Source organism: Neochlamydia sp. AcF95, assembly GCF_018342455.1.
GTDB lineage: Bacteria > Chlamydiota > Chlamydiia > Chlamydiales > Parachlamydiaceae > Neochlamydia.
Map to the genome: position 1 here is coordinate 36,523 of NZ_JAEMUC010000026.1, position 25,272 is coordinate 61,794.

The 25,272-nt window shown below is 38.3% G+C and carries 14 protein-coding genes; 4 read left to right on the top strand and 10 right to left on the bottom strand.

All coding sequences use genetic code 11. From position 1 onward, the window contains the following. Positions 1-62: 62 nt before the first annotated feature. Together mgtA and NEOC95_RS02195 are read right to left on the bottom strand one after the other, a co-directional pair. Positions 63-2,744 carry a magnesium-translocating P-type ATPase gene (gene mgtA, locus NEOC95_RS02190; protein ID WP_213151210.1) on the bottom strand — a complete coding sequence of 894 codons (2,682 nt, stop codon included), beginning with the start codon at positions 2,742-2,744 and terminating at the stop codon, positions 63-65. Between the two features lie 240 nt (positions 2,745-2,984). Next, positions 2,985-5,564: a hypothetical protein gene (locus tag NEOC95_RS02195; RefSeq protein ID WP_213151212.1), complete on the bottom strand. Its 2,580-nt coding sequence runs from the start codon at positions 5,562-5,564 to the stop codon at positions 2,985-2,987. A 1,301-nt stretch (positions 5,565-6,865) separates the two neighbouring features. Between NEOC95_RS02195 and NEOC95_RS02200 the strand changes: the two genes are divergently transcribed. After that, positions 6,866-9,631 (top strand): hsp70 family protein, encoded by a 2,766-nt coding sequence (locus NEOC95_RS02200; protein WP_213151214.1) that lies wholly within the window; start codon positions 6,866-6,868, stop codon positions 9,629-9,631. Positions 9,632-9,772: 141 nt separating this feature from the next. On the opposite strand, the gene NEOC95_RS02205 is transcribed toward NEOC95_RS02200, so the two are convergent. Next, on the bottom strand, positions 9,773-11,632 hold the full coding sequence (locus NEOC95_RS02205; protein ID WP_213151215.1) for a SulP family inorganic anion transporter: 1,860 nt from the start codon (positions 11,630-11,632) through the stop codon (positions 9,773-9,775). Positions 11,633-11,712: 80 nt separating this feature from the next. On the opposite strand from NEOC95_RS02205, the gene der reads away from it, so the two are divergent. Both der and NEOC95_RS02215 read left to right on the top strand, forming a co-directional pair. Then, positions 11,713-13,176 carry a ribosome biogenesis GTPase Der gene (gene der / locus NEOC95_RS02210; RefSeq protein ID WP_242678244.1) on the top strand — a complete coding sequence of 488 codons (1,464 nt, stop codon included), beginning with the start codon at positions 11,713-11,715 and terminating at the stop codon, positions 13,174-13,176. Between the two features lie 232 nt (positions 13,177-13,408). After that, entirely contained in the window at positions 13,409-14,248 is an 840-nt protein-coding gene (locus NEOC95_RS02215; RefSeq protein WP_213151217.1) for a 50S ribosomal protein L11 methyltransferase, read from the top strand. Positions 14,249-14,905: 657 nt separating this feature from the next. Here the strand turns inward: NEOC95_RS02215 and NEOC95_RS02220 are convergent. From NEOC95_RS02220 to NEOC95_RS02235, 4 genes are all read right to left on the bottom strand, one after another. After that, positions 14,906-15,193, bottom strand: coding sequence for an FmdB family zinc ribbon protein (locus NEOC95_RS02220; RefSeq protein ID WP_249270138.1), 288 nt, complete (start codon positions 15,191-15,193; stop codon positions 14,906-14,908). A 41-nt stretch (positions 15,194-15,234) separates the two neighbouring features. Continuing rightward, complete coding sequence (gene groL, locus NEOC95_RS02225; RefSeq protein ID WP_166158171.1) at positions 15,235-16,926, bottom strand: chaperonin GroEL; 1,692 nt, start codon at positions 16,924-16,926, stop codon at positions 15,235-15,237. A 36-nt stretch (positions 16,927-16,962) separates the two neighbouring features. After that, complete coding sequence (locus NEOC95_RS02230) at positions 16,963-17,256, bottom strand: co-chaperone GroES (protein ID WP_166158169.1); 294 nt, start codon at positions 17,254-17,256, stop codon at positions 16,963-16,965. Between the two features lie 112 nt (positions 17,257-17,368). Then, on the bottom strand, positions 17,369-18,622 hold the full coding sequence (locus NEOC95_RS02235; protein ID WP_213151219.1) for an exo-beta-N-acetylmuramidase NamZ family protein: 1,254 nt from the start codon (positions 18,620-18,622) through the stop codon (positions 17,369-17,371). A 618-nt stretch (positions 18,623-19,240) separates the two neighbouring features. On the opposite strand from NEOC95_RS02235, the gene NEOC95_RS02240 reads away from it, so the two are divergent. Beyond that, complete coding sequence (locus tag NEOC95_RS02240) at positions 19,241-20,677, top strand: F-box protein (RefSeq protein WP_213151229.1); 1,437 nt, start codon at positions 19,241-19,243, stop codon at positions 20,675-20,677. On the opposite strand, the gene NEOC95_RS02245 is transcribed toward NEOC95_RS02240, so the two are convergent. From NEOC95_RS02245 to rpoN, 3 genes are all read right to left on the bottom strand, one after another. Continuing rightward, the gene (locus NEOC95_RS02245) at positions 20,674-20,850 is read right to left on the bottom strand and encodes a hypothetical protein (RefSeq protein ID WP_213151231.1); all 177 of its coding nucleotides are present in this window, start codon (positions 20,848-20,850) and stop codon (positions 20,674-20,676) included. The two genes, NEOC95_RS02240 and NEOC95_RS02245, sit on opposite strands and share 4 nt — an antisense overlap. Before the next feature lie 388 nt (positions 20,851-21,238). Then, positions 21,239-22,909 (bottom strand): SulP family inorganic anion transporter, encoded by a 1,671-nt coding sequence (locus tag NEOC95_RS02250; RefSeq protein ID WP_213151233.1) that lies wholly within the window; start codon positions 22,907-22,909, stop codon positions 21,239-21,241. A gap of 554 nt (positions 22,910-23,463) precedes the next feature. Then, on the bottom strand, positions 23,464-24,948 hold the full coding sequence (gene rpoN, locus NEOC95_RS02255) for an RNA polymerase factor sigma-54 (protein WP_213151235.1): 1,485 nt from the start codon (positions 24,946-24,948) through the stop codon (positions 23,464-23,466). Positions 24,949-25,272: the final 324 nt, after the last annotated feature.

Below are 25,272 nucleotides of genomic sequence, written 5' to 3' on the forward strand. Positions count from 1 at the left end.
TCTTAAAGCGTGATTAGCAAACTATTAAGCTAACAGCTTTCCCCTGGCAAACTAGAAAGTCTTTATAGCCAACGTCCAAACTTTTTTATAAACCAAACTTTTACTAGCTGGGTTAAAAGGCAATATCCTAATAAAATGATTAATAGCCAAGGAAAATAGCTCCAGGGCAAAGGTGCCAACCCAATATTTGCTCCAATAAATGAATAAGGAAGGTAAATTCCTATAGCTATAATTACCCCTGTTGTTAATGCAAGCGGCCATGCGGCAATACTCTGAATAAAAGGAATCTTAGGAGTTCGAATCATGTGCACGATTAATGTCTGGGAAAGTAATCCTTCTATAAACCAGCCCGTTTGGAATATAGATTGTTTCTCAGGCGCATTGGCAGCAAAAATGAACCACATAACGGCAAAAGTTATATAGTCAAAAATTGAGCTTATAGGCCCTACCATCATCATGAATTTAGCTATACCTCTAGTTTCCCAACGTTGAGGATGGGCTAGAAACTCTTGATCCACATGGTCCCACGGTATGGTTGCTTGTGAAATCTCATACAGAAGATTTTGAATTAGTAATTGAATAGGTAACATGGGTAGGAAAGGAAATAAAGCACTAGCTCCTAGAATGCTAAATACATTTCCAAAATTTGCGCTTAGAGCCATTTTTAGGTATTTGAGAATATTACCGAAAGTCTTACGTCCTTCAACCACCCCAGCGTTTAAAAAAAGTAAACTTTTTTCTAGCATGATGATATCAGCTGATTCTTTAGCAATATCGACAGCTGTATCAACAGAAATCCCTACATCAGCTTCACAAAGGGCAGGAGCATCATTAATTCCATCTCCTAAATATCCTACTGTATGGCCATTAGATTTTAATGAGGTAATTACTCTAGATTTTTGAAGAGGCGTTAATTTAGTAAAGATCGTGGTGTGGTCCACTACATTTGAAAGTTCTTTATCGCTCATTTTTTCAAGTTCATGGCCGGTAAGAGCATTTTCAACTTTAAGATTAACCCATTGACAAATTCGATGGGTGACCCACTCATTATCTCCAGTTAAAATTTTAACCTGAACATTTTGGCGACGTAATTGAGTGATGGCTTCTGCCGCTGTGGATTTAGGAGGATCAAGAAAAGTTAATAAGCCGAGGAGCACCATCTCCTTTTCATCCTTTTCCGTATATTCCTTGCTTTCGGTACACTCTACACATTTGTAAGCCACAGCTAAAATACGCATACCCTCTTGATAAAGTTCCTTCGCTAAGCTATTTATTTTATCTTTGAGAGAAAGAGACAAAGAAAGAGTAGAGCCTCTTATTTTGACCCCTCTACATAGGCTTAAGATTTCTTCAAAAGCTCCTTTGCAGATTAAAAGATGTTTCTGGGCATTATTCTCCAGGATAACAGACATTCTTTTACGCACGAAATCAAAAGGAATTTCATCTATTTTTCTATAAATGTTTTGTATATCTAAAGTTTTTTCTATTTCACTATGTTCTAAAATAGCTTTGTCCAGAAGATTCTTTAGGCCGGTTTGATAAAAACTGTTTAAATAACCAAAGAGCAACACTTCTTGATTATCATTTCCCTCGATATCTAAATGCCTTTCTAGAATGACTTTATCTTGAGTAAGTGTGCCAGTTTTATCTGTACAAAGGATATTCATAGCTCCAAAATTTTGGATGGCATTTAACTGCTTGACGATTACCTGCTGATGAGACATGCTTACAGCGCCTTTAGCAAGATTAACAGTGACAATCATAGGAAGCATTTCAGGTGTTAGACCTACGGCTACTGATAACGCAAAAAGTAAGGACTCCAGCCAATCTCCTTTAATAAATCCATTCAACAAAAAAACTATGGGGACTGCTATGCACATTAGCTGGATGAGCAGCCAACTGACCTTACTAATTTCTCTATCAAAAGCGGTTAGGGGACGATAGTGGGTGATGCTTTTTGCCATTCCACCAAGATAGGTATGATCTCCCGTTGTTAGGACAACTGCTAGGGCAGTTCCATTGAAAACATGAGTGCCCATGAAGCAAACATGGGGCATTTCCCATAAATTTACTGGATTCCTAGCAGGATGAGAAATAGCTTCTTTTTCGGCGGGTAAAGATTCTCCTGATAGAGCTGATTGACTCACATATAATTCTTTGGCAGAGAGTAACCTCACATCTGCGGGTACCATATCTCCCGCTGATAGATGGATAATATCTCCGGGTACTAAAAGCTTAATATCTATCTCTTGCTGTTGCGGTTCATCATTAGAGCCTTGGCGCCGCAGCACTGTCGCTTGGGTACTTACCATGGCCTTAAGCCTCTCTGCTGTCTTTTTCGATTGCCACTCTTGGAAAAATCTTATCATCACGCTGATAGCTACCATCACAGAAATAATAATGGCGGCGTCTATATTATTTAAAAATAAAGAAATACCTGCCAGCAATACTAACAAAGCGATAAAAGGATTAATAAAATTTTTTAGCAGTAAAAAGTAGCTATTAGCTTGCTTATCGCCTTTAATTTCATTTAGGCCATATTTCTCAAGCCTAGCTTCCGCGTCAGGTGTGGTTAATCCCTTAAGAGTTGTATTTAATTTTAGCAAGGCTTCTGTAGAAGATATGTTTAAAAAGGGGGTTAAAAGAGAAAAAGTTTGCCTACTCTCTTCAGGGAGGATAGGGGAACGTAAAAAGAATTTGGAAGCTAGAGGAAAAGAAACTTTACTGCTAAAAAATTTTCTCATCTAGGGCCCCTATTATTAAAGAAAGCTGAAGTTTTTAAGTAAAATAGAGGAACTTGCAGGTACTTAAGCGGGCCAGACTGCTTATCTAAAAAATTCAAAAAGCGTGTCTAATTTTTAGTTAAACTCTCTTGCTAGCCTTATTGCAAAAAATGTTTTTTAATCTTAGGAAACAATATTAAGACTTAGAAACCATCTTCCATTCTAACCATTGGTAGCTTATTAGGTAAACTTTAAGCCTTTTTAGCTTCTAGGTGAATGGCGGCGAATAAGAGCTAGGATAACTTCGGTTTTAGGTTCAATTTCTTTTAAATTTATTTGAGCAATTTTTTGAGGAGTTAAAGAGAAAGCTGATCGCATATCCAATAGATCTCTTTTTAAACAGTCTATAATTTGTGCTGGCATAAAGAACTCTAAAGTTTTTATAGGCCTAGATGTGTAATCGGCCCCTAAAATTCCTTTTAACATCTCTGGAGTTATGCTCTCTTTTTTAAAATCAATCGCTTGGATTTGCTCACGGCTAAGATAATTAAGTAAGGAAAGTGGGATAATCGGCAATAAATATAAAAGGCTACTTTTCGCAAGGTTTTGCAGACTCTTATCTTTTACAATAAGGGTATGCATAAAAACATTGATAGCAGCCTTACTAGCAGGAGAAAGCGTAAGAAGCTCAATCTTGGTGAAATCTATCTGCTTAATTTTTTCTGCAGAAAGTAGACGTGCAGCTTTAGGGCTGAGCAAATCTCTTCGTAGGCAGTCGATGATTTGCTGGGGTTCAAAAAACTCTAGGGTGTTTTTTCTTTTATTTGGTAGAAGTTCTCCTAAGATTCCATCCACCATAGCTTGTGTGATGTTTTTTTCTTTAAAATCAATCCGCTGGACCTGTTGCTGAGTCAAATAATTAAGATAAATGGGGTTTAAAAAAGGCAATAAGTATAAAAAGCTGGATTCTTGGAGGCTTTTTAAACTAGAGTCTTGCCTAGTGAGACTACCTACAATTGTATTAAGGCATTCAAAAATAAGGGGATCCTGCTTAGGTTGATATAAATCCAATTGCGTAAAATCTAAGAGTTCTACTTGCTTTCCTAAGATAGAGCTTAAAGCTGCAGAATTGAATAGATTTCTTTGTAAACAGTTGATAATTTGCTGAGTTGTAAAAAAATGAAGGTGGCTTGGTAAATTTATTTGCTGCCATCCCTTCCATCCTATTATCCCGCTGACCATCTCCTGTGTAATTTTCTCATTTTTAAAGTCTATCGCTTGAATTTGCTCGGGTGTTAAATAATAAAGATAAACAGGGTTGAGGAAAGGCAATAAGTATAAAAGGCTAGCCTGCTGAAGGCTTTGTAAGTTCTTATCTTTCTTGATAATTGTATCGATGATCGTATTGAGGATCATTTGATTATGCTCTTGCTCATCGAGATTCACTTGCGTAAAGTCTATATTTCTCACTTGCGCAGAAGAGATTAGCCTACTAATTTTTCCATCAAATAAGCCCTTATTTAAGCCAACCAATATAGCGTTAGCAGATAAAGTTTTAATTCTTCTTTCATTTTTGTAAATAAGTCTAAACTGCTTAGCACTTAAAAGATCGATATGAAGGCCTAACTTTTGCTCTTCAGTTAAGCATTCAATTAAATTGCTTGATAAATGCTTTACCAAAAGCTCAAGAGAACTTATATTTACTTGGCGTAAATCTCTCAAAGTCAATTTTTTTAAAGTCTCAACGGAATTAATAGCTAGGCCAAGCTTTTGCTTTTTTAACATCGTGGCTTGCTGACCTAAAAACTTTGCCTGCCTGGTAGATAATTTGTTGATAGCGTCCATACTCATGCTAGACACTTCTTCTTCATCTAGCAGAAAAATTTTAAGAGCTGACTCCTCCCATGCAGCTTCGAGGTCTTTAATTTTCAGCTCCTTGAGCAAAGGATTTTTTGCTAATCGTTGAAAACGAGGTAGCAACTGAAAAGATTGATTAAGCTGATTAAACCTATCCTCAATACGCTTCTGAAAACTAAGCAAGCTCTCTTTTTGTAAGCCTGTAATTTGTCGCCTTTCATGTTCTTCTCTTTCGAGCCATGTATGCAACGGTTGCTTCATGACACTCTTTATCCGATTATGATAGTGATCATGCCTTTCTGTAAAAAGATTACCTGGCTGATTTAGCTGTGCCTCTTTTGGCTCTAAGGTAAGAATAGAGGGGATCACTTTTGTATTTAAGCTTTCAATTTCCTCAGCAGAAGGAAAAAAGAGTTGAAAAAGTAGAGATTGGCTTTGAGGTAAAAGAGCAGACTTAGGTGTTGAGGTACTTCTCTTAAGTAGAGTTTGTGGAGTAGATAGAGAGGGAAGCTTTTCCTTTTCTAAAGAGTAAGAGGTTTGAGAAGAAAAAGGGAGAAAAGGATTTATCTCCTCTTTTTTAGCTGAAGAAAGCTTTTGCCTAGGTAGAGTCTGGGAAGAAAATTTGTTACTGCCTATATTTTTGGTTTTCTCATCGGTTGAATTTAACCTGGTCAAAACTTTAATCTGCTTAGTTTCGATGCCGCTTATACATTCGTTCCAAAGCGTTCTTATACTTTTTGATATCAAGGCTAATCCGCCAGAAAAAATGGTAGCAGCCAAGGCTATTAAGCCCTTTTTTACTCGCCAAGCATAACTAGAATGGTAAATATTTTCAGTGTAGATGGTGTAAGATCTGCCCGCTGAATCTTTTCTTACAATGGACGGTGAGCCTTGATCCTTTAAGTCGAGTGTCACACCATCTAAATCCTCCATTTTCTCAGATTTTCTAGAGGGGGATGTTTTAAAAGCATTGGCAGGTGTCATAGTTTTTCTCACTAATTAAAGAAAATTGACTTTATTATATAAAGATAGGGCTTAAATAACCAGATAAAATGCAAACCATACCAACAAATTATTATAATTAAGGCCTTTTTAAGGGAAAGCCTTTAGTTAGTAGCTTAAATTAGGAGTCTATTTATTCCCTCTTCTAAAAGCTTATCACTCAACTTGTATACTTTCCTACTTGTAAATGGCTTAAAATTGGCCCTTTTCCTGCTCTATAGAAATAAGCGAAAATTATATGAAAAACAATGTAGGCGTGTTAAATAAACCGACTTTTATCCATTAAGAGGTATTTTTGCGGGCAAGTTAGAGGAAATAACTGCAATGGAATTCTTAATTTTTTTCTTGCATAAATTGCCATTCTGCTTTTTACCATGTCCTGAAAGGCGGGTCAATGGAATGAATCGTTATATGTTTTCTTTGGTATTTCTCTTACTAAAATAGCTTGTCTAACTATCTTCGTACTAAAAAAGTTCCAAGTTAGAGAAAATTCTCAATTACAATTTGCAAATGTACTAAAGAAAATGTAAAATTTCTTAAGAAATATAGGATGCTATAAGCTTGGTGAGCCTTGCAGTGGGGAGCTGGCTTGGGCTAAAGCAGGATATAAAGTAGCTCGGATATTATTGGACGGGCAAACAATTCGAGTGAAGCTCCTTTTAAATTAAACAGCTAAAAGTTTTGAAGAGCGATTAAACCCATTCAATAATCGGGATGGGTAAAGATTATAAGCTACTTTTTCTTTAGTTTGGGCATTATAAGGTCTCCTTAAACATACTCTGATCTACCTAGTTAGCGATTAAAGAATTAATAGATCATACTAAATAAAGAAGCTGCCTGACTATTATTTGGCATAATGTTTTTTAAATTAAGTCTAAATTCTGTTGCTATCTAAAATGGCTCTTCACTAGAAAGTAATCAGGTGGTTTTAATAAAATCTATAGATTTTATTAAAACTTCTGTTCCTTGCCTTACATGCTAGTTTCACATAGATGAAGGCTATTTGCAAGGATTTATTAATAATCGTTAGGTTATAAGAGATGCCCTTACGCTTTATAGCTCTCTATCGCTATTAATTCAGGCAAACAGGAACATTATATTTAAAAGGCTAATAAAAGGTTGTAAGCCATTTTTAATTAAAACTTAAGAGATAGCTAGGAGTCTATACATATGCCATAGCTAAGTTGCTAATGCCAGGGGTGGCGGCAATTGAGGCTTCACTTAATCTGTCTTTTTTTTAAGGTGTTTTTGAAAGCTTTAGCTCTAAACGGGAGAAATAAGAGATGAGATATATTATTGGAATTGATCTAGGAACGACAAATAGTTGCATTTCGTATGTGGATACTCAACATCCCAAAGCTTCCATTCAATCTTTTGCGGTACCTCAGCTTCTAGGGCCCAGTCATATAGGACTACGCCATACCTTGCCCTCTTTTGTATATTTTTCAGCTCCCCTGGAGTGGCAAGGAGCAGCTTTAGATTTGCCTTGGAAAAAAAATAACGATACATTTGTAGGCTCTTTTGCCCATTCACACGGAGCTAGGGTCCCTACGCGGCTTGTTCAGTCAGCTAAAAGCTGGCTAAGCTATTCAGCTACTAATAGAAATGATAAAACCCTTCCCCCTGAAGCTAGTGAAGCGGATCGAAAAATCAGCCCTTTGGAGGCCACAGCGCATTATCTGAACCATATTCGTTACGCTTGGAACTACCTTATAGCTAAATCAAATCCTGAGGCAGAGTTTGAACAACAAGAGATTGTTCTGACAGTTCCAGCTTCTTTTGATGAAGTGGCAAGGCGTTTAACTGTTGAGGCTGCTAAGATGGCAGGATTTATTCATTTAACCTTACTTGAAGAACCCCAAGCAGCTTTTTATAGTTGGATCTCTTTACATGAAAATCAATGGCAGCAACAGATGCGGGCAGGACAAACTATTCTTGTTTGTGATGTAGGGGGCGGCACGACGGATTTTAGTTTAATAGAAGTGCAGCAAGGAAAAAGCGAGCTAACTTTAAACCGTAGAGCTGTAGGCGATCACCTGTTATTAGGGGGTGATAATATGGATATTGCTCTTGCTCACTATCTTGAAGAAAGGTTATCTCATGAGTATGGAAAAAGAGATTTTCAGCTTGTTCAATGGCTGCAGTTGAAACATCAAGCTCGGGCTGCTAAGGAAGCTTTGCTAGAAAATGCGGCATCTGCTACCGACCATTTTACAGTCTTGTTACAAGGCTCAGGTTCTGCAGTAGTTAAAGGAAGCTTATCTATCCAGGTTAAATGCCAAGAAGTGGCCCATTTATTGTTGAATGGGTTTTTTGCACAATATTCTTTTGAAGAAGCTCTTCAATTACGCAGATCTACAGGATTTCGGATGGTAGGCCTTCCCTACGAAGAAGAGCCTTCTATCACCAAACATTTAGCTACGTTCTTAAAGCGCTCGCAGGTTCAAAAAGCTCCTGACTACATTCTTTTTAATGGGGGCTCTATGAAGCCTACTATTTTTCAGCAAGCTCTTATACACTCGTTGGAAAGATGGTACTCGGGTTCACAGACAAAAATCTTGGAAAGTGTAGGCCTTGACATAGCTGTAGCCCGAGGAGCCGCTTACTATGGAAAAGTACGTCGAGGCTATGGAGTAAGAATAGCTAGTGGAATACCCAAAACCTACTATCTAGGAATTGATGTTAAAAAATTCGAGGGTACAGTTTCAAACCAAGCTTTGACCCTTTTGCCGCGAGGCGCTGAAGAAGGGGCCAGTTATCAATGTGAACATACCTTTTCCTTGCGGCCCAATGTACCCGTCTCGTTTAGCTTATATACTTCTCAAGTTCGTTTAGATGACCAAAAAGGAGATATAATAGAGATCGATAACCAAGAACTGCAGGCCATGCCTGCCATTCATACCATCTTGCGTTTAGGAAAAAAGCAGCTTTCTGAAAGTATCCTAGATAATGTACCTGTAAAGCTTCATATAAAGCTGACAGCTATCGGAATATTAGAATTATGGTTGCAATCGCTAACAACCGGGCATTGCTGGCCTTTAGAATTTCAAGTACGGCAGGCATCAGGTCAAGAAAATAATGTTTCCTCTTTAGAGTCGCAACGCCAGGATGAAAGTTTTGATTCCTCCTATTTAAAGTCATCGCAGGAGTATCTTCGCGAAATATTTACAAGCTCAGGTAAAGCAGAAAAAATGATGGAAAAAATGGAGAATTATTTAGGTAGACCACGCCTAGACTGGCCTTTGAGCCTGTTGAGAGGATTGTTTGATACCTTGTTAAGCTTAGCAGATCAACGTAAAACTTCTGCGGATCTCGAACCGCGCTGGTGGAATATGATAGGTTTTTTTCTGCGGCCTGGCTTTGGCTATCCTTTGGATGATTTTCGCATCAAAGAATTATGGAAAATTATTTTAGGAGATTTTAAGTTAGCCAAGTCTTTTGAATGCTTCATTCAGCAGTGGATCTGTTATCGCCGCATAGCGGGGGGCTTAAATAGAGGACAGCAAATTCAGCTAGCTAATGATATTTTAGCCACCCTATTACTTAATAAGGCTTCTAAAATTATTCTTAAAAGTAAAAATGATATCTATTCTTATTCAGAAAAAATAAGAACTTTAGCTTCATTTGAATGGCTTGATCTGGCCTTAAAAAGAAAAATAGGAGTAGCTATTCTCACCCGCATTTGCGCTGGCGAAGCAGTGGCTGCAGATTATTGGGCTTTGGGCCGTATTGGAGCCCGTCATTTAATCTATGGATCTCTAGCTTATGTAGTCTCCAGCGAGGAGTGCTCTAAATGGATTGAGTCCTTACTTAAGCTTTCTCCTCACGATCAATTAGCTCATCTTCTAGGTCAATTAGCTAGGAAAACGGCTCATCGCGAAGTAGATCTTTCGCAAGCTACTCTAGATAATATTTTGAATGCTTTTTCTCTTCTTCCTCAGCATGAGCATTTGCAGAGAATGTTGACCCAACCTGCTACTTTAACCCTACAAGAGCAAGAGCAGGTTTTTGGTGAGAAATTACCTGCCGGCTTAATTTTAGAAAGGTGAAAATAGATATAAAATATATTATAAAGAGAAAAGCTGTGCGAGTATAAAGCTTAGAGAAGCTAAATATTTATATTGTGATGGTGAGGCAAATTTTTAAAAAAGCGTGGGCGGGTGAGTAAGTGATAAATAGATTGTTTTAGATTAGGGGGCAGTCGGTAAGCTTGTAAAAAGCGTTTCTACTTCTGGAGAAGTTGATGAATAGCTGACAAGTTCATGGGCGCGTGATAAAGCCTTTAACATATGATGCTGAGGCTGCCGTTCATCAAAGACAAAAAGGTTTTCCTTACCTAGCGATTCAATAATCCCTGAGGCACAAAATACATCCCATAAAGGAGGCGTAATTCCACAAGTGATTAAGTGGCGCTCTGAATTTTTAAGATAATTATTCAACTGTTGCAAGGCAAGGCAGGAGGTGGCATCAATATCGCGCGCATTTTTTAGTTGTAAAATGATAACTTTAGTTTTGTTATCATCTTCTGTAATGGACTTCAATGTGGATTGAAACAAATCGGCTGCCCCAAAGAAAAGCTCTCCTTCTACTTTGATGAAACGTATGTTTTTTTCTTTATGAGCACGAGATCTATCGAGGTTAATAAGCTCACCTGCCTGGTCAAAATCATATTCGATTAGTTGTGGAATAGCGGCTTTTTTTAGATATAATGTAATCGAAATGATGATACCAATGTAGAAGGCAACATCTAGACTAAAGAATAGGCATGACAAGATGGTAGCCCACAAAACTAAGGCATCCGAATTAGTCGCTTTCATGCATACAAGGAATTGTTTAGGATTTACAAGATTGGCAGCGGTGATTAATAAAATGGCAGCAAAAGTTGTTAAAGGAATCTTCGTGATGAAAAAGACAAAAGCTCCTAGCAATAAGGCAACAATTAATGAGTTCATAATACTAGCGAAGCGTGTTTTGGCTCCCAAGGTAGCATTAAGGTTACTGCGTGAAGCACTGCCTGAGATAGGCATGGCTCCAATAAAAGAGGCTAGTAGGTTACCCATCCCCATTCCAAAAATCTCTTGATTGATTGAGAAGGCGTGGCCTGTCCCTGCAGCGATTGATTTGGCAGCCGAAGTAGTTTCCATGATACTTAAGAGCGCAATAGCAAAAGAGACAGGCAGCAATTCATTCATAATCCCGGTATTAAAAAAGAATAGCTTAACATGAGGAATAGCGTTTTTTAATTCCCCCGTGTCTTCTACTAAAAGAATTTTATGCACAGATTGCTGGGCATCAAAGGCAAAGAAATGATCAATAAAATTGCCTATAGCAGGAATCTGTAGGAGATAAACGCTTACAGCAGCAAAGATCAAAGAGAGAAAAGCTGCAGGAATACGCTGATTGGTACGTCTTAAAAAAATAAGCAAGGTTAAGCTTGCCATTCCTATCAAAGTCGTAGGAATATGGATGCTACGCCATTGAGCTAAAAGATAGGCCCCTCGTTCATACAGTGAATGGACGCCGGGCATGAAGCTGAGGCCTAGCAGAACGTAAGATTGAGTAATTACCATTGCAAGGGCAGTGCCGACAATATATCCTATAATAACCGTATAGCTGACAAATTGGGTAAGCCTTCCTAATTTACATCCTGCTGCTACGATCTGTAGAAAACCGGTTAAAAAAGTTAACTGAGTTAAGATTTGCAGAGCAATAATGTCGCGGTCTACCCCCACCACTTCACGATAATGATGATAAAGAACTTCTGCTGTACCTGCTTGTACCAAAATAGCGATGGCGTTACTAGGGCCTACGACAAGTTGAGGTGAAGATCCTAATAGGCTCGCTAAGATAGAGGAATAGATGGCTGCAAAAAGGCCACTCGATAAAGGCAGGCCGGCAAGAAGAGCTGCTGCCATCGCTTGAGGCAAAGTAATCAAGGCCACGGTTAGAGCAGCGATTGCATCACTGCGGAAAGTGTTCCAAGAATAAGCTGAAATTTCCCTCTTTAAAAGAGAAAAGGAGATGTCATCTGAAAGGTAATTGGCGCCCATAAAAAGAAATTCGTTTTTACATAACCATACTAAATTAAATTTATAGAAAAGTCTATTTATTTTTAACGTTTAAAAATGTTATGATTTGCCAACTAAACATTAAAATCGATAAAGTTATGACCCATTTACCTAAACTAGCTATTGTAGGACGACCTAACGTAGGAAAATCCGCTCTTTTTAATCGTATCTGTAAAAAGAAGATCGCCATTGTTGATGAAGCTGAAGGAATTACACGCGATCGTTTGTATAGTAAAGCTGAATTTTTTGGTAGAGCTTTTGAAGTGATCGATACTGGCGGGATGGATTACCATTCGCAAGCAGATTTTAATGAGCATATTTTACGCCAAGCGGAAGTAGCAATTGAAGAAGCCGACACAATTGTAATGGTAGTAGACGCTCATTTGGGAATTACTAAGCTAGATAAAGAAATCTCGAAAATTTTACTAAAAACTAAAAAGCCTGTTTGCTTGGCTGTCAATAAGATTGATAATGGAGCCCAAGAATATCTGTTGCATGAATTTCACTCTCTAGGAATTAAGAAGATGATTTCAGTCTCTGCTGCGCAAGGCTGGCACATGGCTGAGCTTTTAGAGGAAGCTTTTGAAGACCTAGAGCAAAGCGACTTGCAAGCAGAAGAGGATTTGGCTACCAAAGTAGCCATTGTTGGGCGTCCCAATGTAGGGAAATCCTCACTTATTAATTTTTTATTAGATGAAGAGCGGTGCATTGTGAGTCCCATTCCAGGTACGACTAGGGATAGTGTAGATGTCTCTGTAACGCACCAAGAAGATCATTTTCGCCTAATTGATACAGCCGGTATACGACGCAAGCATGCTGAACATGAAGTGGTAGACAAATTTGCAGCTATTCGTACGGAAAGGGCGATTGAACGTGCAGATATTTGTGTGTTGATGTTAGATGCTCAACAGGGCATGACCGTTCAGGATAAGAAGATTGCTAATAAAATTGAAGAAAGTGGTAAAGGATGCATTCTGGTATTTAATAAATGGGATCTGGTCAAAGGGTTTCGTATGGAGCATTGTTTAAAAGATATTAATGAGGAGGTCTCTTTTCTACGCCATTGTCCTAAGATCTTTATGTCGGCTACCACCGGCAGGAATGTTGAAAAGCTCTTTGAAGAAATCAAAAGCGTGCAAGAGCATTCTTTAAAACGTATTCCCACGCATCAGCTTAATAAATTTATTGAAAGCGCGCTACAGAAGAATCATCCTCCCATGATCGGCGGTAAACGCTTAAGGATTTACTACATGGCGCAAGTTGATGTACAGCCCCCCAAGTTCATCCTCTTTGTTAATTATCCTGACCTGATGAGTGAAAGTTATAAGAAATATCTCTATAATCAGTTCCGTGAAACTTATGGATTTTTAGGAGTTCCTTTAGAACTCTATGTAAAAGGAAAGAAAAAAACTACTTTCTCTGAACGAAAGGCCAAAAGTCAGCTTCAGTCTCCTGCAAAGCTTCAAGAAGATGATGAAATCGTACAGGCTTATGAAGATTTTGAAGAAGAAGAAAACGCCTTATAAGTTCTCTGGTATCCAATAATTTTAAAATGGAAAGCTTCTTTTAGTCCTTTACCCTTTATTTATAGCTGATGGCTTCTATAATCATTTGTAATCAAGCTCGAAAATTTTATGAAGAGGCATATTTGCTTAACCACTCTTTGTTAGTTGTGATTACCTCTAGATTAAAAAGAGGAGAGGGGAGATAAATGCTTTCTGAAGAAAAACTAAGCAAACAGACTTTCCTGGTTAGCTAATGAATGAGATAAAGCCTTTTTCCTGTTTTGCTTTACATGTTAAAAATGAAACCTCTTTAGATGAAGCATGGGAATCGCTGCAAGAGGCAGGCTTAACCCCTCTTTATATGGAAGAAGATTTTAAAGCTTTTCCTCGCATTTATATTTTGGCTGAGAATGAGTCGACCGTTAAGTCTTTACTGAACCTTTTCCCTTTCATTCAATTTGCTGAGCCTAGTGAGCTAGGAGAAATTGATTGGCAATCACAATGGGAAGCTCATGGCCTTAATTTTTATGATGGCTGCGTGCATATTGATTTACCGCATGCTTGCTCTTCTTACGGAAAGCAGCTTAAACTTAGGCCAGGAGCTGGCTTTGGGGACCTTTCTCATCCTACTACCCGATTAATAGTGGATATGTTAAATGATAATGTAGGGGGGAAAGAGGTCGTAGATATCGGCTGCGGCAGTGGAGTCTTAGCTTTATGTTCAGTCGCTTTAGGAGCAAAACATGTGTATGCTCTGGACATTGATCCTGAAGCTTTAAAACATTGCCAAGAGAATGCTCTGCTAAATAAGATGCAGGATAAGGTAACCATTAGCCTCCCTCAAGATTTTATACTCTCTTCTCTCTCTGCACCGCCTGTAATTTTAATGAACATGATTATGACTGAGCAGCAGAATGCTTGGGAGGCATTGAAATGTCTTCATGGTCGCCATGATATTTGCCTAGTATCAGGTATCTTAGCTGAGCAAAAGCAGGATTACATCCATTTAGCCCAAGCTTGGGGGTGGAAAGTGCTTAAAGAGCAAGAGCAGCAAGGCTGGGTAAGTCTACAGCTTGAAATCCGTCAGCCTTAAATTTTATCTTATGAGTATTCAGCTTTACTTCCTCTAAAGCATTCTCTAAAAAGCTCTTATTTAAATCTTGCGGCTCAATTGGCTGTCATGTTCCTACAGGAAGGAGAGGTAAGGGGAGATTAAATTAAAGCTTTTAACAGATAAAATTGTCTTATTTCTTTTGAGAGGAAATAGATCTGTTTGGGCTGCAATTGCAGCTTGTAGAGCCGAAAGAGCTTTTTCTGACGGTAGATAGGTCAAGCCAATTCTTGCTAATTTTATTTTTGTCGTTTTTTTGCCTTAACTCTTAATTCCTCCCCTAAAAATTTCACCTTTTTGCTAATAGCCAATGCTTAATTTCTTCTTGGCTCAACTATTGCTTCCCATTCTGCAGACGGCGCTCTATGAAGAGGTGATTGATATTTAAGAAATAGGGAGTAAAGGGGGAGGATCAAAAGGGTTCTTTTGTTTTACCATTCAAATTTTTAAAAGAGTATATACTATAGAAGCCCAAAATTTGGGGCTAAAGTTTTTTGTAGGTTTTCCTCGCATTCTCTAACAATTTGAGATTAAGAAAAAAATCATCAGGTTACACAAAAAAGGCTGGTAATTCTCTCAAAAAATGCGAAGAGCTTTCAGCAGAGGCTATAAGAGGCTTTTAAGAGAATAAGCTCTTTTTTATTCGCATTTATTCTTGCCGCAGGCACAGCTATCAGGGCTAGAAGCTTTTTCTTCGCCAGAAGAGGCGCCTTTTCCGTAATCGTTAATGTAAAATCCCTTTCCTTTGAATGCTAATCCAATCCCTCCTCCTGGGCCTCTTTGCAAGGTAGGCTTTCCACAAGATAGGCATATTTTCAAAGGTTCTTCGCTAATCTTTTGAAAGGCTTCATGATTAGCATTACAACTTGTACAATGATAGGCATATGTAGGCATAACTACTCCAAAAAATAATCCGGAAGCCATCATTGCTGGCTTCCGGTTAGGTTAAGACTTTCTAGCTGGTATTTTTACATCATGTCCATGCCGCCCATACCACCCATACCGCCCATGCCACCCATACCCATACCACCCATGCCACCCATATCGCCCATACCGGGGGCGCCGGCCATAGCAGATTTAGGTTTTGGTTTATCGGTAATCATTGCAGCGGTAGTTAAAAGAAGAGAGGCTATCGAAGAGGCGTTAATTAAAGCCGTTTTAGTTACACGTACAGGATCGATTACGCCTGCTTTAATCAAATCTGTAAACTCATCGGTTAAGCCGTTATATCCTAAGGCTCCCTTAAATTCATAGACTTTTTCGGCAATTAAATTCCCTTGCTTGCCGCAATTATTGGCAATAGCCGTAGCTGGTGCATAAGCAGCTTGAAGGACTAAATTTACTCCGATTGCTTCATCGCTAGATAATTTGAGTGATTCTAAGCTCTTGATAGCACGTAAAAGAGCCACTCCTCCCCCTGGAACAATTCCTTCTGCTACTGCTGCGCGCGTTGCATGAAGGGCATCTTCCACTCGAGCTTTTTTCTCTTTAAGTTCTGTTTCGGTAGCTGCTCCTACATTGATGACAGCCACTCCGCCTACTAATTTTGCTAAGCGCTCTTCAAGTTTTTCTTTATCGTAAGTTGAGACAGCTGGATGATTGATCTGAGCTTTAATTTGATTTTCTCTTTCTTTAATCTTTTTCAGCTCACCGGCTCCATCAATAATTACTGTTTCTTCTTTAGAAACTTTGATTGTCTTAGCGTGTCCTAAAACTTCGCTATCTACTTGATCAATGCGGAGGCCTGTTTCTTCGGAAACTAACGTTGCACCAGTAAGAATAGCCATATCTTCAAGCATAGCCTTACGACGATCTCCAAATCCTGGGGCTTTAACGGCGCAAATGGGAAGACCGGCTTTAAGTTTATTGACAACTAAAGTGGCTAAAGCTTCTCCATCTACATCATCAGCGATAATAAGAAGAGGCCTTGTTCCTTGCTCCATCACTTTTTCTAGAAAAGGCACCACATCTTTAACTGTAGATAATTTTTTATCGGTGATTAAGATAGCGGCGTTGGATAATTCTACCGTCATGTTTTCTGGGTTAGAAACAAAATAAGGAGACAAATAGCCCTTATCAAATTGCATGCCTTCGACCACATCCAATGTGGTTTCAATACCTTTGGCTTCGGCTACTGAAATAATGCCATCTTTGCCAACTTTTTCCATTGCTTCGGCAATAATGGCACCTATACTACTATCATTATTAGCAGAAATAGTAGCAATTTGCTTGACTTCTTCGGGAGTATTAATAGGGCAAGCTAACTGATCTAAAGCTTGGCAAGTTACATTCACTGCTTGATCCATGCCACGCTTGATCATCATGGGGTTGGCACCAGCAGTCACATTTTTAACACCCGCACTAAAAAGAGCTTCAGCAAGCACAATGGCTGTAGTCGTTCCATCGCCAGCTATATCGGAAGTTTTAGAGGCCACTTCTTTAACAAGTTGTGCGCCCATATTCTCAAATTTGTCTTTCAAAGTAATTTCTTTAGCAACGGTTACTCCGTCTTTGGTAGATAGTGGAGAACCAAAGCCTTTGTTGATCACCACATTGCGTCCTTTGGGACCCAGGGTTACTTTGACTGCTTTAGCTAAAGTCCGCACACCTTTAAGGATGGACTTTAGAGCTTCTTCGTTAAATTGCAATAGTTTTGGCATAAGTAGAGCTCCTTAAAGTTTGAATGGGAATCACAGTTAAGCAAGAATACCAAGTATATCATCTTCAGACATGATTAGAAGCTCATCTTCTTCATCACTACTTTTGATTTCAGTCCCCGCATATGAACTGAATAAAATGCGATCACCCACTTGTACATTAAGGGGCTCTCTTTGTCCTTCATCGTTTAATTTACCAGGACCGGCAGCTACAATCACTCCTTCTTTTGGTTTTTCTTGTGCTGAGTCTGGCAGTAGGATACCACCTTTGGTAGGCTGAGGTTTAGAACGTTTAATTAAAACGCGATTACCAAGAGGTTTTATTTTTGTCATAGCACAATGCTCCTATTTAGAAAAATTGTTTAGGGAGATACGGATTCTAGGTTTTAGTGTAATTTTTGTCAATAGAAGGATAATCGTTTTTAGCAGTTTGTCTATGAGAGTGCTAATCTTCTGCGTAGGAAGAAATTAAATATTTTTTTCTTTGATGAGCAAATTTTTCTCTTTCTTTTTCGTGAAGGCTACGCAGCTTCCAGACAATATTTTTTTCTTCTTTTATAATCTGATAGACTTTGTCTGTCCCATTAACTTTACAAAACATTGCCTTGCGATCTTGTGAATTAGCTAAAGCTTCTTTAAATTCTTTGGGATAAAGGCTTTTTAAGATTCCAATGAGCAAATATTGAGTACTTACGGGCTTATATGTTAAATGATTAGTAATAATGATGATGACACCTTTGCAATCTTCGTTGGCAAACCTTCCATAGAAAGGGCGATAGTAAAAAGGCTCAAAGTAAACACCTGGAAATTTTTGGCTATTGAGGTGATGGGCAAAGATCTTAGCATCAATCCAGGGAGCCCCCAGGACTTTAAAAGGAAGGGTATAACCTATGCCCGTATTTACCATTTGCAATTCTCCTAAGATGCCAGTCACAGGATAGTAATAAGCTGTAGTGGCCTCAGGGATATAAGGACTAGTAGGAATCCACGGAAGGCCTGTGTCTTGAAAAGTCATATTCCTGTGCCATCCTCGCATGGGAATAACTTCAAGCTGGCAACCTACCTTGCCTTGATCATTAAAATAGCGCGCCAGTTCACCGACTGTCATTCCATGGCAATAAGGAACATTAATGTATCCTACTATCGAGCGCCACTTCTCTTCTAGCAAAGGGCCATCAATCACCTTACCATTAATAGGATTAGGGCGATCAAGAACAATGACAGGAATCTGACGTTTTGCTGCCTCCTCCATTACGTAAAATAGGGTGGTGATATAAGTATAAGAGCGTGACCCGATATCCTGAATATCGTAAAGAAGCAGATCTAGCTGGGCGAGCATTTTATCTGTTGGGCGACGCGTGGCGCCGTGCAGGCTAAAAATAGGAATACCAGCAGAGTCTTTTTCATCTTTTATAAATTCGGAGGCATGCGCAGAACCTGTGATCCCATGCTCGGGAGCAAAAAGAGCAGCAAGAGTAAAATCGTATTGCTTAGCATGAGATTTGAGTAAAGAAGCAGTGGATTTCATTTGGCTGTTGACAGCAGTATGGTTAGTAATTAACCCAATTCTTTTGTTTTTAAGTAGGTGAACGTAATCTTTTGTAAATAAAAGATCTGCGCCAACCTGAACTTGCGGAGCTGCTTGTAAATAATTAACTAAAAAATTAACGAGGATAATCAAGGAAAGAAAATAGCGCATATTTAAGCAAGGATATCTAAGGGTTTAAAAAAAGCAAGTGAAATAGAATATACAAAGTAAGCAATAAAAATCCTAAAAGTTTCTTTTTTACCTTTTCCAATGAAGGATGCATGAATGAAGGATGCATGCAGGAGTATTAGCTAAAATTCAGGGGTTCAAAAGCAGAACTTAATCGGGAGCGATAGATAAGGGAATAAGAAAATCATCTTCATCTCGCTGTTGCTTTTTTTAAGGTCATCTTTAAACTTATTCTTTTTTCAAATACCCGGATGCTTAATCGTCTATTCGTGCTTAAGAATCAGCTTATTCTGCTGCTAATAAGCCTAAAGATTCCTTCACAATTAGTTAAATAATCTGAAATTTATCCCTATCATCTTTTTTTAGTACCGCCATGTTGGCCGGGAACGCAAAATTTTCTTAGCCAATTAAAGATCCTAATAACTTTATGCTTTTAACGTAACAAGGTAATAAGATTGATGACTTTTTAATGATTGTGTATATAGATCATTATTGTTTGATGCAAATATCTCTTCCATAGTATGCTTGTTATTAAATAATCATTTAATAATCTCTCTGTTTGATTTTTTAACCTTAATTTCAATGAAAAAGGAAAAAGCGATGGGAGTAAATTTCAATCCTAGCTTTAGTCACCTACCTAATGAGCTACAAGCAGCTATCTTTAGTTGGTTGCCAGAAAAAGATTTAGGCATGGCCGCATTAGTCAGTAAGCCCTGGAAACAATTAGCAGAAGACTCTTTTTTATGGAAAAAGCTATTTTGCCGCCGCTGGAGCAACCTTACCCAAATTAAAACTTCACGCTTCGGCTGGAAAAAGATTTATAAGAAAAAGTATGTTCCTGGAAAGCTGCGCTCCTCTTTTTCTCCTGAACATTTTCATCATCAGATGCATAAGCTTCCTTTGGCTGGCTCCCCAGAGATTTTAGAATTAAAGGTCAAGAAAGACCTAGCCTTTTTGAAAATGACAGCGGGGACAGCCCAGCTCTATAAACTGAACAGAAAGACAGGTAGGCTGATTTTTGATAATTTAAAGGATAAGCATGCCCATTTAATCCATTGGAAAGGCAACCATCTTCACTTGCTTACTACCGATGGCTATCTTTACCGTTGGAAAGACAATGAGCCTAGAGCTAAGCAAGCCCTATGTTTTCTAGGAGCATTTGAACAAGCCTATTTTGAGCAAAACTTTCTTCTCCTTATTCTGCCTGAACGCAAAAAGATTAAGGTAATTAATATAGCCACTGCAGAGGGGCATGAGATAAAAACATCTTTTGCCTATCCTATTCTTTGCATGGACTGCCGTGATAATCAAGCCTTGATTCATTGTATAGATGGTTCACTTTACCTTCTTAAAGATTTAGGAGGATACTTTACCTCCTTACCTTCTGATCAGCTTATTCGTTTAGAGGGTAAGATCATCGAATTACCCCTTAAAGAGCTATGCCAGTTTGATGATTCTCAAGTGATGATGTTATGGAATAATGGCTCTAAAAAAGAATATCGCGTGTGGAATGCAGAAAATGGAACCAAAATATATGAAGGAGAGCTTGAGCCTTTACCTTCGGATAAGTACCTCAAGAAAAGCCAAGTTAAGCTTACGGTTTGCGACTATAATCAAAGCCAATTAGTGGTCGGGCTTAGCGATGGAACAATAGCCTGTTATGAGTCTGCTAATGGAAAATTCATAAGAGAGAAATTGATGACTTTTCGTGCTATTAGATTTCTTCAGGTGGGCAAGGAATACTGTATTACGGCGGCTAATCCAGACTTCTTTTTTGAAATGCACCCACTTTCTTTTACTGATCTAGATAGGAAACGCCTCTATGCTAAGCGGCCAGGAAAAGCTGAAGAAGTAATTGCCAAATTGAGAAGCTTTTATTCTAACAAACGAAGCGTAGCCAGTTGTGATACCGATGGCTGGCTAGAGCAATGGAAGTTTAATGGGATCATTGGTCCAAAAAAGGGAAGTATTTCTCAAGATAAGGATAAGAATGAAAGGCCGTTTGCTTGTGGCCTTCCATCCTTTCTCTTAAGCTAAGAGGAGGGACTGTGAGGCCTAAGGGGTTTAATTAAAAATATTTGTAAGTCCTGAAGATTTGACTCTTCTTCGGAAGTATTTCCTATCTCCTCAGTTAGCTGCTGGTTGGCTTTAAATTGTAATTCAACATATGTTTGGTATCTTAGTAATGCTTGTTTAAGTTCATTTATCATTACCGGGGTATCTACTTGGTTACTGTCCAGAAAATTATGTAATTCTTCAAATGTATTTACTATGAAATGTTTCTTGAATAGCTGTTTGTTGTTCCCTCCTTAAATTTTTAAGCTTTTCCTCATATCCTCGAATGGCCGCTGGCACTTCCTTTTTTGCTGTCTTATATGAGATGCTAGCTTTTTCAGCAAGGAAAGGATAAGGAGCAAGAGATTAATAATAAATAGAAAGAAAAAGAGGCAATTATCCATATAATTGAGGCAAAAGAATTACTTGTAACTTTTAAAGAATATAGTTGCCCCTAGAAACGAAGTTTTCTATCTACCATTAAATTTCATGGGGGCAGAGAATAATAAACGCTAAAAAATTAGGTGTAAACCATGACATTAACTATTTGCAATAAGTAAGGGCAACTTCAATGTCTTTAAATATAAGGTCTTTTCCTATGGCTTCTACTATTCCTGAGTTAATAAATAAATCATAGTTTTTATCATCGACATCAGCGAGCATAAATATTATGCCTTTCTTTTTACACTTCAGCCCAAATTGTTTAATAGCTCGTAAGCCAGTCGCGTCAATTAAGGGAGTTTTATGAAGACGTAAAATAAAAACCCGGGGGTGATAGTTTAATTGAAAAAGAACCTCATCGAGTAGATCAGCCACGCTATAGAAAAATGGCCCTCTAATCTCAAAAACTGTCACATCAGAAGGGATATCTTTTCGAAAAAGGAGCTCACCATCCGGGGGTTCTGCTATTTCATTTTTATTCTCATTCACCAAATTTTGGCAAATTTCTACGGTAGTTTTATCAGTCATGCGTTTTAGAAATAGAAGAGCTGCCAAGATAATACCGACTTGTACAGCAACTGTAAGATCTATCAACACGGTTAGCAAAAATGTGATGAGTAAAATAATTGCGTCACTCTGATGTCCTTTCAGAATTTCTATAACATGCGGCAGCTCGCTCATATTCCAAGCAACAAATGTTAGGACACCTGCAAGAGCCGCTAAGGGAATTTTGCCTGCTAGAGGAGCCAAAAAAAGCATAAGCAGAAGAAGGGTAATGGCGTGAATCATCCCGGCTACAGGCGTTTTGGCCCCCATTTTTATGTTAGCGGAGGTACGGGCAAGGGCCCCCGTTGCTGGAATGCCTCCAAAGATTACTGATCCTATATTAGCTAATCCTTGAGCCACTAGCTCCCCATTTGATTTATGTTTGGTTCCTATCATTCCGTCAGCCACAACAGCGGATAATAAAGACTCTATAGCCCCTAATAAAGCTATTGTAATGGCGTCAGGGAGCACCGCTTTAAAAAGATCATAGGAAAAGTGGGGAAGAGAGGGGCTGGGAAGCGTTCTAGGGATTCCTCCAAATTTGGATTCAATAGTTTCAATAGGAAGATCAAAAAAATAGGCAGCAGCCGTAGCTAGAGTGATTGCAATGATTGCACCTGGCCATCTAGGATGATAATGCCTTAATACAAATATTAAGGTGAGCGTCGAAAAGGCAATTAAAAAGGCCCATAGGTTCCAGGTAGGTGCGATTTCATAATAGAATTTATACTTCTCAAGGAACTCAGAAGGAACTTTATCTGCCTCTAGTCCAAAAAAATCTTTAATTTGCGAAGAAAAAATAATCAGTGCAATGCCTGTGGTAAACCCTGTGATTACAGGGTAGGGAATAAATTTAAGAAGCACACCCAAGCGTGCCAACCCCATCAATACGATCAGGATACCAGCTATGAGGGTGGCCAAAGCTAACCCTTCATATCCGTGCTTTTGTATGACCGCATCTACGATGATAACAAAAGCTCCCGTTGGACCCCCAATTTGCACACGGCTACCACCAAGCAAAGAAATGAGAAAACCGGCGATAATTGCTGTAAATAATCCTCTCTCTGGTGACACCCCTGAAGCAATGGCGAAAGCCAGAGCTAATGGAAGGGCAATGACACCTACGCTGATTCCTGCAAAAAGATCATTTAAAAAGTATTGCCTTGAATAACCTTCACGAAAACATACAAGGCTTTTGGGAATAAAATCCGTATATTTAGATTGCATAACTTGTCCTACATAATTAAATAATTCACTATACCAGCACAATAGCTTGCATGGATCAGGAAATAATTTTTTTGGCTATAAGAAAAGGTCTCTTTTTCCATGCTTCATCCATATCATACCTGCTGCTAAATCAATCCTCTAAGTTTACTGATTTGAGTCCATCATAATAGCTTATTAGCTGCTAGCAGCTTACACCGATAGGAAACGGTAAAAGGAGATGTTTTTAAAGCAAAATTATAAGCAGCGATTTCATCCTTTTCTATCTAGTGTAGCTTAAAGTGTAAGCTCATTCATGCTAAAAATAAAGCTTTGCTCTTAATTTTATAAAGTAACCAAATATTAGGTTTAATTTACCATTCCTGCTAGACGGCGTAAATTTTTTAGCTAAATCATCTTTTCTTTGTTTTTTAAGCAGTTTTTTTAGTCAGCAGGATCTCTTTCTCCCAAGTTTATCGATTGCATCAGATCTCTATTAAACTCGCTTCAAGGGTTGAAAATTGAGTAAGGATAAAAAGTAAGTCGTTAACTTTTACATATTTTTCGAAAAAAAAGCTTTAATATTGGCGCCTTTGCTGAGCATTGCCTAGCTTGAGTTCTGCTCGATATTTGGCTATTGTACGTCTAGCGCAGTCCATTCCTTTTTCCGTTAATAGCTTAGATAAATTGGCATCGGATAAAGGATGTTTTTTATCTTCTTGGCTAATTACTTCCTTTAGTAAGTTTTTTATAGTATTAGAAGAAATGCCTTCTCCTTTTTCTGATTGTAAAGCATTTGTAAAAAAAGAGCGCAAAGGCAGGATCCCGCGGGGAGTATCGATATATTTATTAGCAACTGCGCGGGCAATAGTAGATTCATGCAAGTTCAATTGTTCGGCTATTGATTTCATGGTTAAAGGCATAAGCTTGCCACCATCATCCAAAAAAAATTCCTTTTGCTGATTGGTAAGTAGTTCTAAGATTTTTAAAAGAGTGTCATTACGCTGATGTACATTTTTAAAGAGCCATTTAGCCGAGGATAACTTAGTACGAATAAACTCTTTGGCATCTGCAGAAAGGGATTCGTCCTCTAGCATCTGTAAATAACGTCTGTTAATCCGCATGGAGGGTAGAAAATCATTGTTTATGCGTACAGCTAAGTTATCATTACTTATTTCAATAGTGGCATCCGGAGTAATATATTGGACAAAATGTTTAAAATGTCCTGTTCCAGGATGCAGATCCAAGCGAGAAATATCTTTTTGCAAAGCCTTTGAGATTTCTTCCGAGGAGCATGCAAGCTTTTTGTTAATAGAAGGAATGCGATTATGAATAAGGTCCTCATAATGTTCTTCAAGAATTTTGTAGGCGAGAGTATGATGCTTTTGGCGACAACGTAATTGAATCAGCAAAGATTCTTGCATATTAGCTGCTCCAACCCCATAGGGCTCGAAAGCTTGTATTGTTTTCAAAAGGTTTTTAATTTTTTCTATAGGAAAATTATAAAGCAAAGCGATTTCTTGGACAGGGGTTTGCAAAAATCCATTCTCATCGAAGTTACCAATGATTGCTTCAGCTATTGCTCTATCTTCTTCGCAATCAAAGGATTCTTTTGCCTGTTGCATTAAATGTTCAAAAAGAGAACTTTCCGCATAAATGGAGCTTTCCTGAAATGTTTTAAGCTTCTCTTCTTCTCGTGTGCGATGGTTAGAGGGAGGAAGATCATATAGATAGTCCCGAAACTCTTCATCGAGTTTTTTCATAATCTCAAAATCATTCTCATTAAAAGTTAATTCTTTTTCAGGTTGTTGCTCGCCCTCTTCAGGAATTTCCGCATTTTCTTCTTCTAACTTTTTTAAACTAGAATGCTCTTCTTCATCCTCGATAAAGTCGAGCAAAGGGTTTTGTTGAAGTTCTTGCTCCACTGTGGCTGAAAGCTCTAGCACAGGCATTTGCAGTAAATGAATAGCCTGTTGCATTTGCGGCGACATCATCAGGCGCTGGGTTTGCTTAAGGCTTGTGGCTTGGCGAGCTAATAGGTTTAAAGAAATTGGATCACTCATACCCCCTTTATTTAAAAGATTTTTATAGAATTGACAAGAATTTTTTTAACATAGCGTCAGCTGTTGGATGAATGTCATTTTGATTTTTAATAGGTTGCAAGACAGCTTAAAAAATTAAGGCAAAGCCTGCCATTAATTCAGTACTTAAGCTACTTTCATTCCTCTTGTTTTTGCTAATAGCCGATAAATCTTAACTTATAGCATTTCTTTAATGGTGGGCTTTGATCTATGTAAATAAATATTTACTAAACTATAGATTAAATAATTTTAAGTCTTTCATATTAAAAAACTTAAGTTAAGAAAATTAAGGAGGATTAAGGGCTA

Bases quoted from the DNA above. Each gene is read 5' to 3' on its own strand.
- NEOC95_RS02195 (WP_213151212.1), bottom strand. From the start codon at position 5,564: ATGACACCTGCCAATGCTTTTAAAACATCCCCCTCTAGAAAATCTGAG.
- mgtA (WP_213151210.1), bottom strand. From the start codon at position 2,744: ATGAGAAAATTTTTTAGCAGTAAAGTTTCTTTTCCTCTAGCTTCCAAA.
- groL (WP_166158171.1), bottom strand. From the start codon at position 16,926: ATGCCAAAACTATTGCAATTTAACGAAGAAGCTCTAAAGTCCATCCTT.
- NEOC95_RS02240 (WP_213151229.1), top strand. From the start codon at position 19,241: ATGGGAGTAAATTTCAATCCTAGCTTTAGTCACCTACCTAATGAGCTA.
- NEOC95_RS02200 (WP_213151214.1), top strand. From the start codon at position 6,866: ATGAGATATATTATTGGAATTGATCTAGGAACGACAAATAGTTGCATT.
- der (WP_242678244.1), top strand. From the start codon at position 11,713: ATGATTTGCCAACTAAACATTAAAATCGATAAAGTTATGACCCATTTA.
- NEOC95_RS02245 (WP_213151231.1), bottom strand. From the start codon at position 20,850: ATGATAAATGAACTTAAACAAGCATTACTAAGATACCAAACATATGTT.
- NEOC95_RS02230 (WP_166158169.1), bottom strand. From the start codon at position 17,256: ATGACAAAAATAAAACCTCTTGGTAATCGCGTTTTAATTAAACGTTCT.
- NEOC95_RS02215 (WP_213151217.1), top strand. From the start codon at position 13,409: ATGAATGAGATAAAGCCTTTTTCCTGTTTTGCTTTACATGTTAAAAAT.
- NEOC95_RS02250 (WP_213151233.1), bottom strand. From the start codon at position 22,909: ATGCAATCTAAATATACGGATTTTATTCCCAAAAGCCTTGTATGTTTT.
- NEOC95_RS02205 (WP_213151215.1), bottom strand. From the start codon at position 11,632: ATGGGCGCCAATTACCTTTCAGATGACATCTCCTTTTCTCTTTTAAAG.
- rpoN (WP_213151235.1), bottom strand. From the start codon at position 24,948: ATGAGTGATCCAATTTCTTTAAACCTATTAGCTCGCCAAGCCACAAGC.
- NEOC95_RS02220 (WP_249270138.1), bottom strand. From the start codon at position 15,193: ATGATGGCTTCCGGATTATTTTTTGGAGTAGTTATGCCTACATATGCC.
- NEOC95_RS02235 (WP_213151219.1), bottom strand. From the start codon at position 18,622: ATGCGCTATTTTCTTTCCTTGATTATCCTCGTTAATTTTTTAGTTAAT.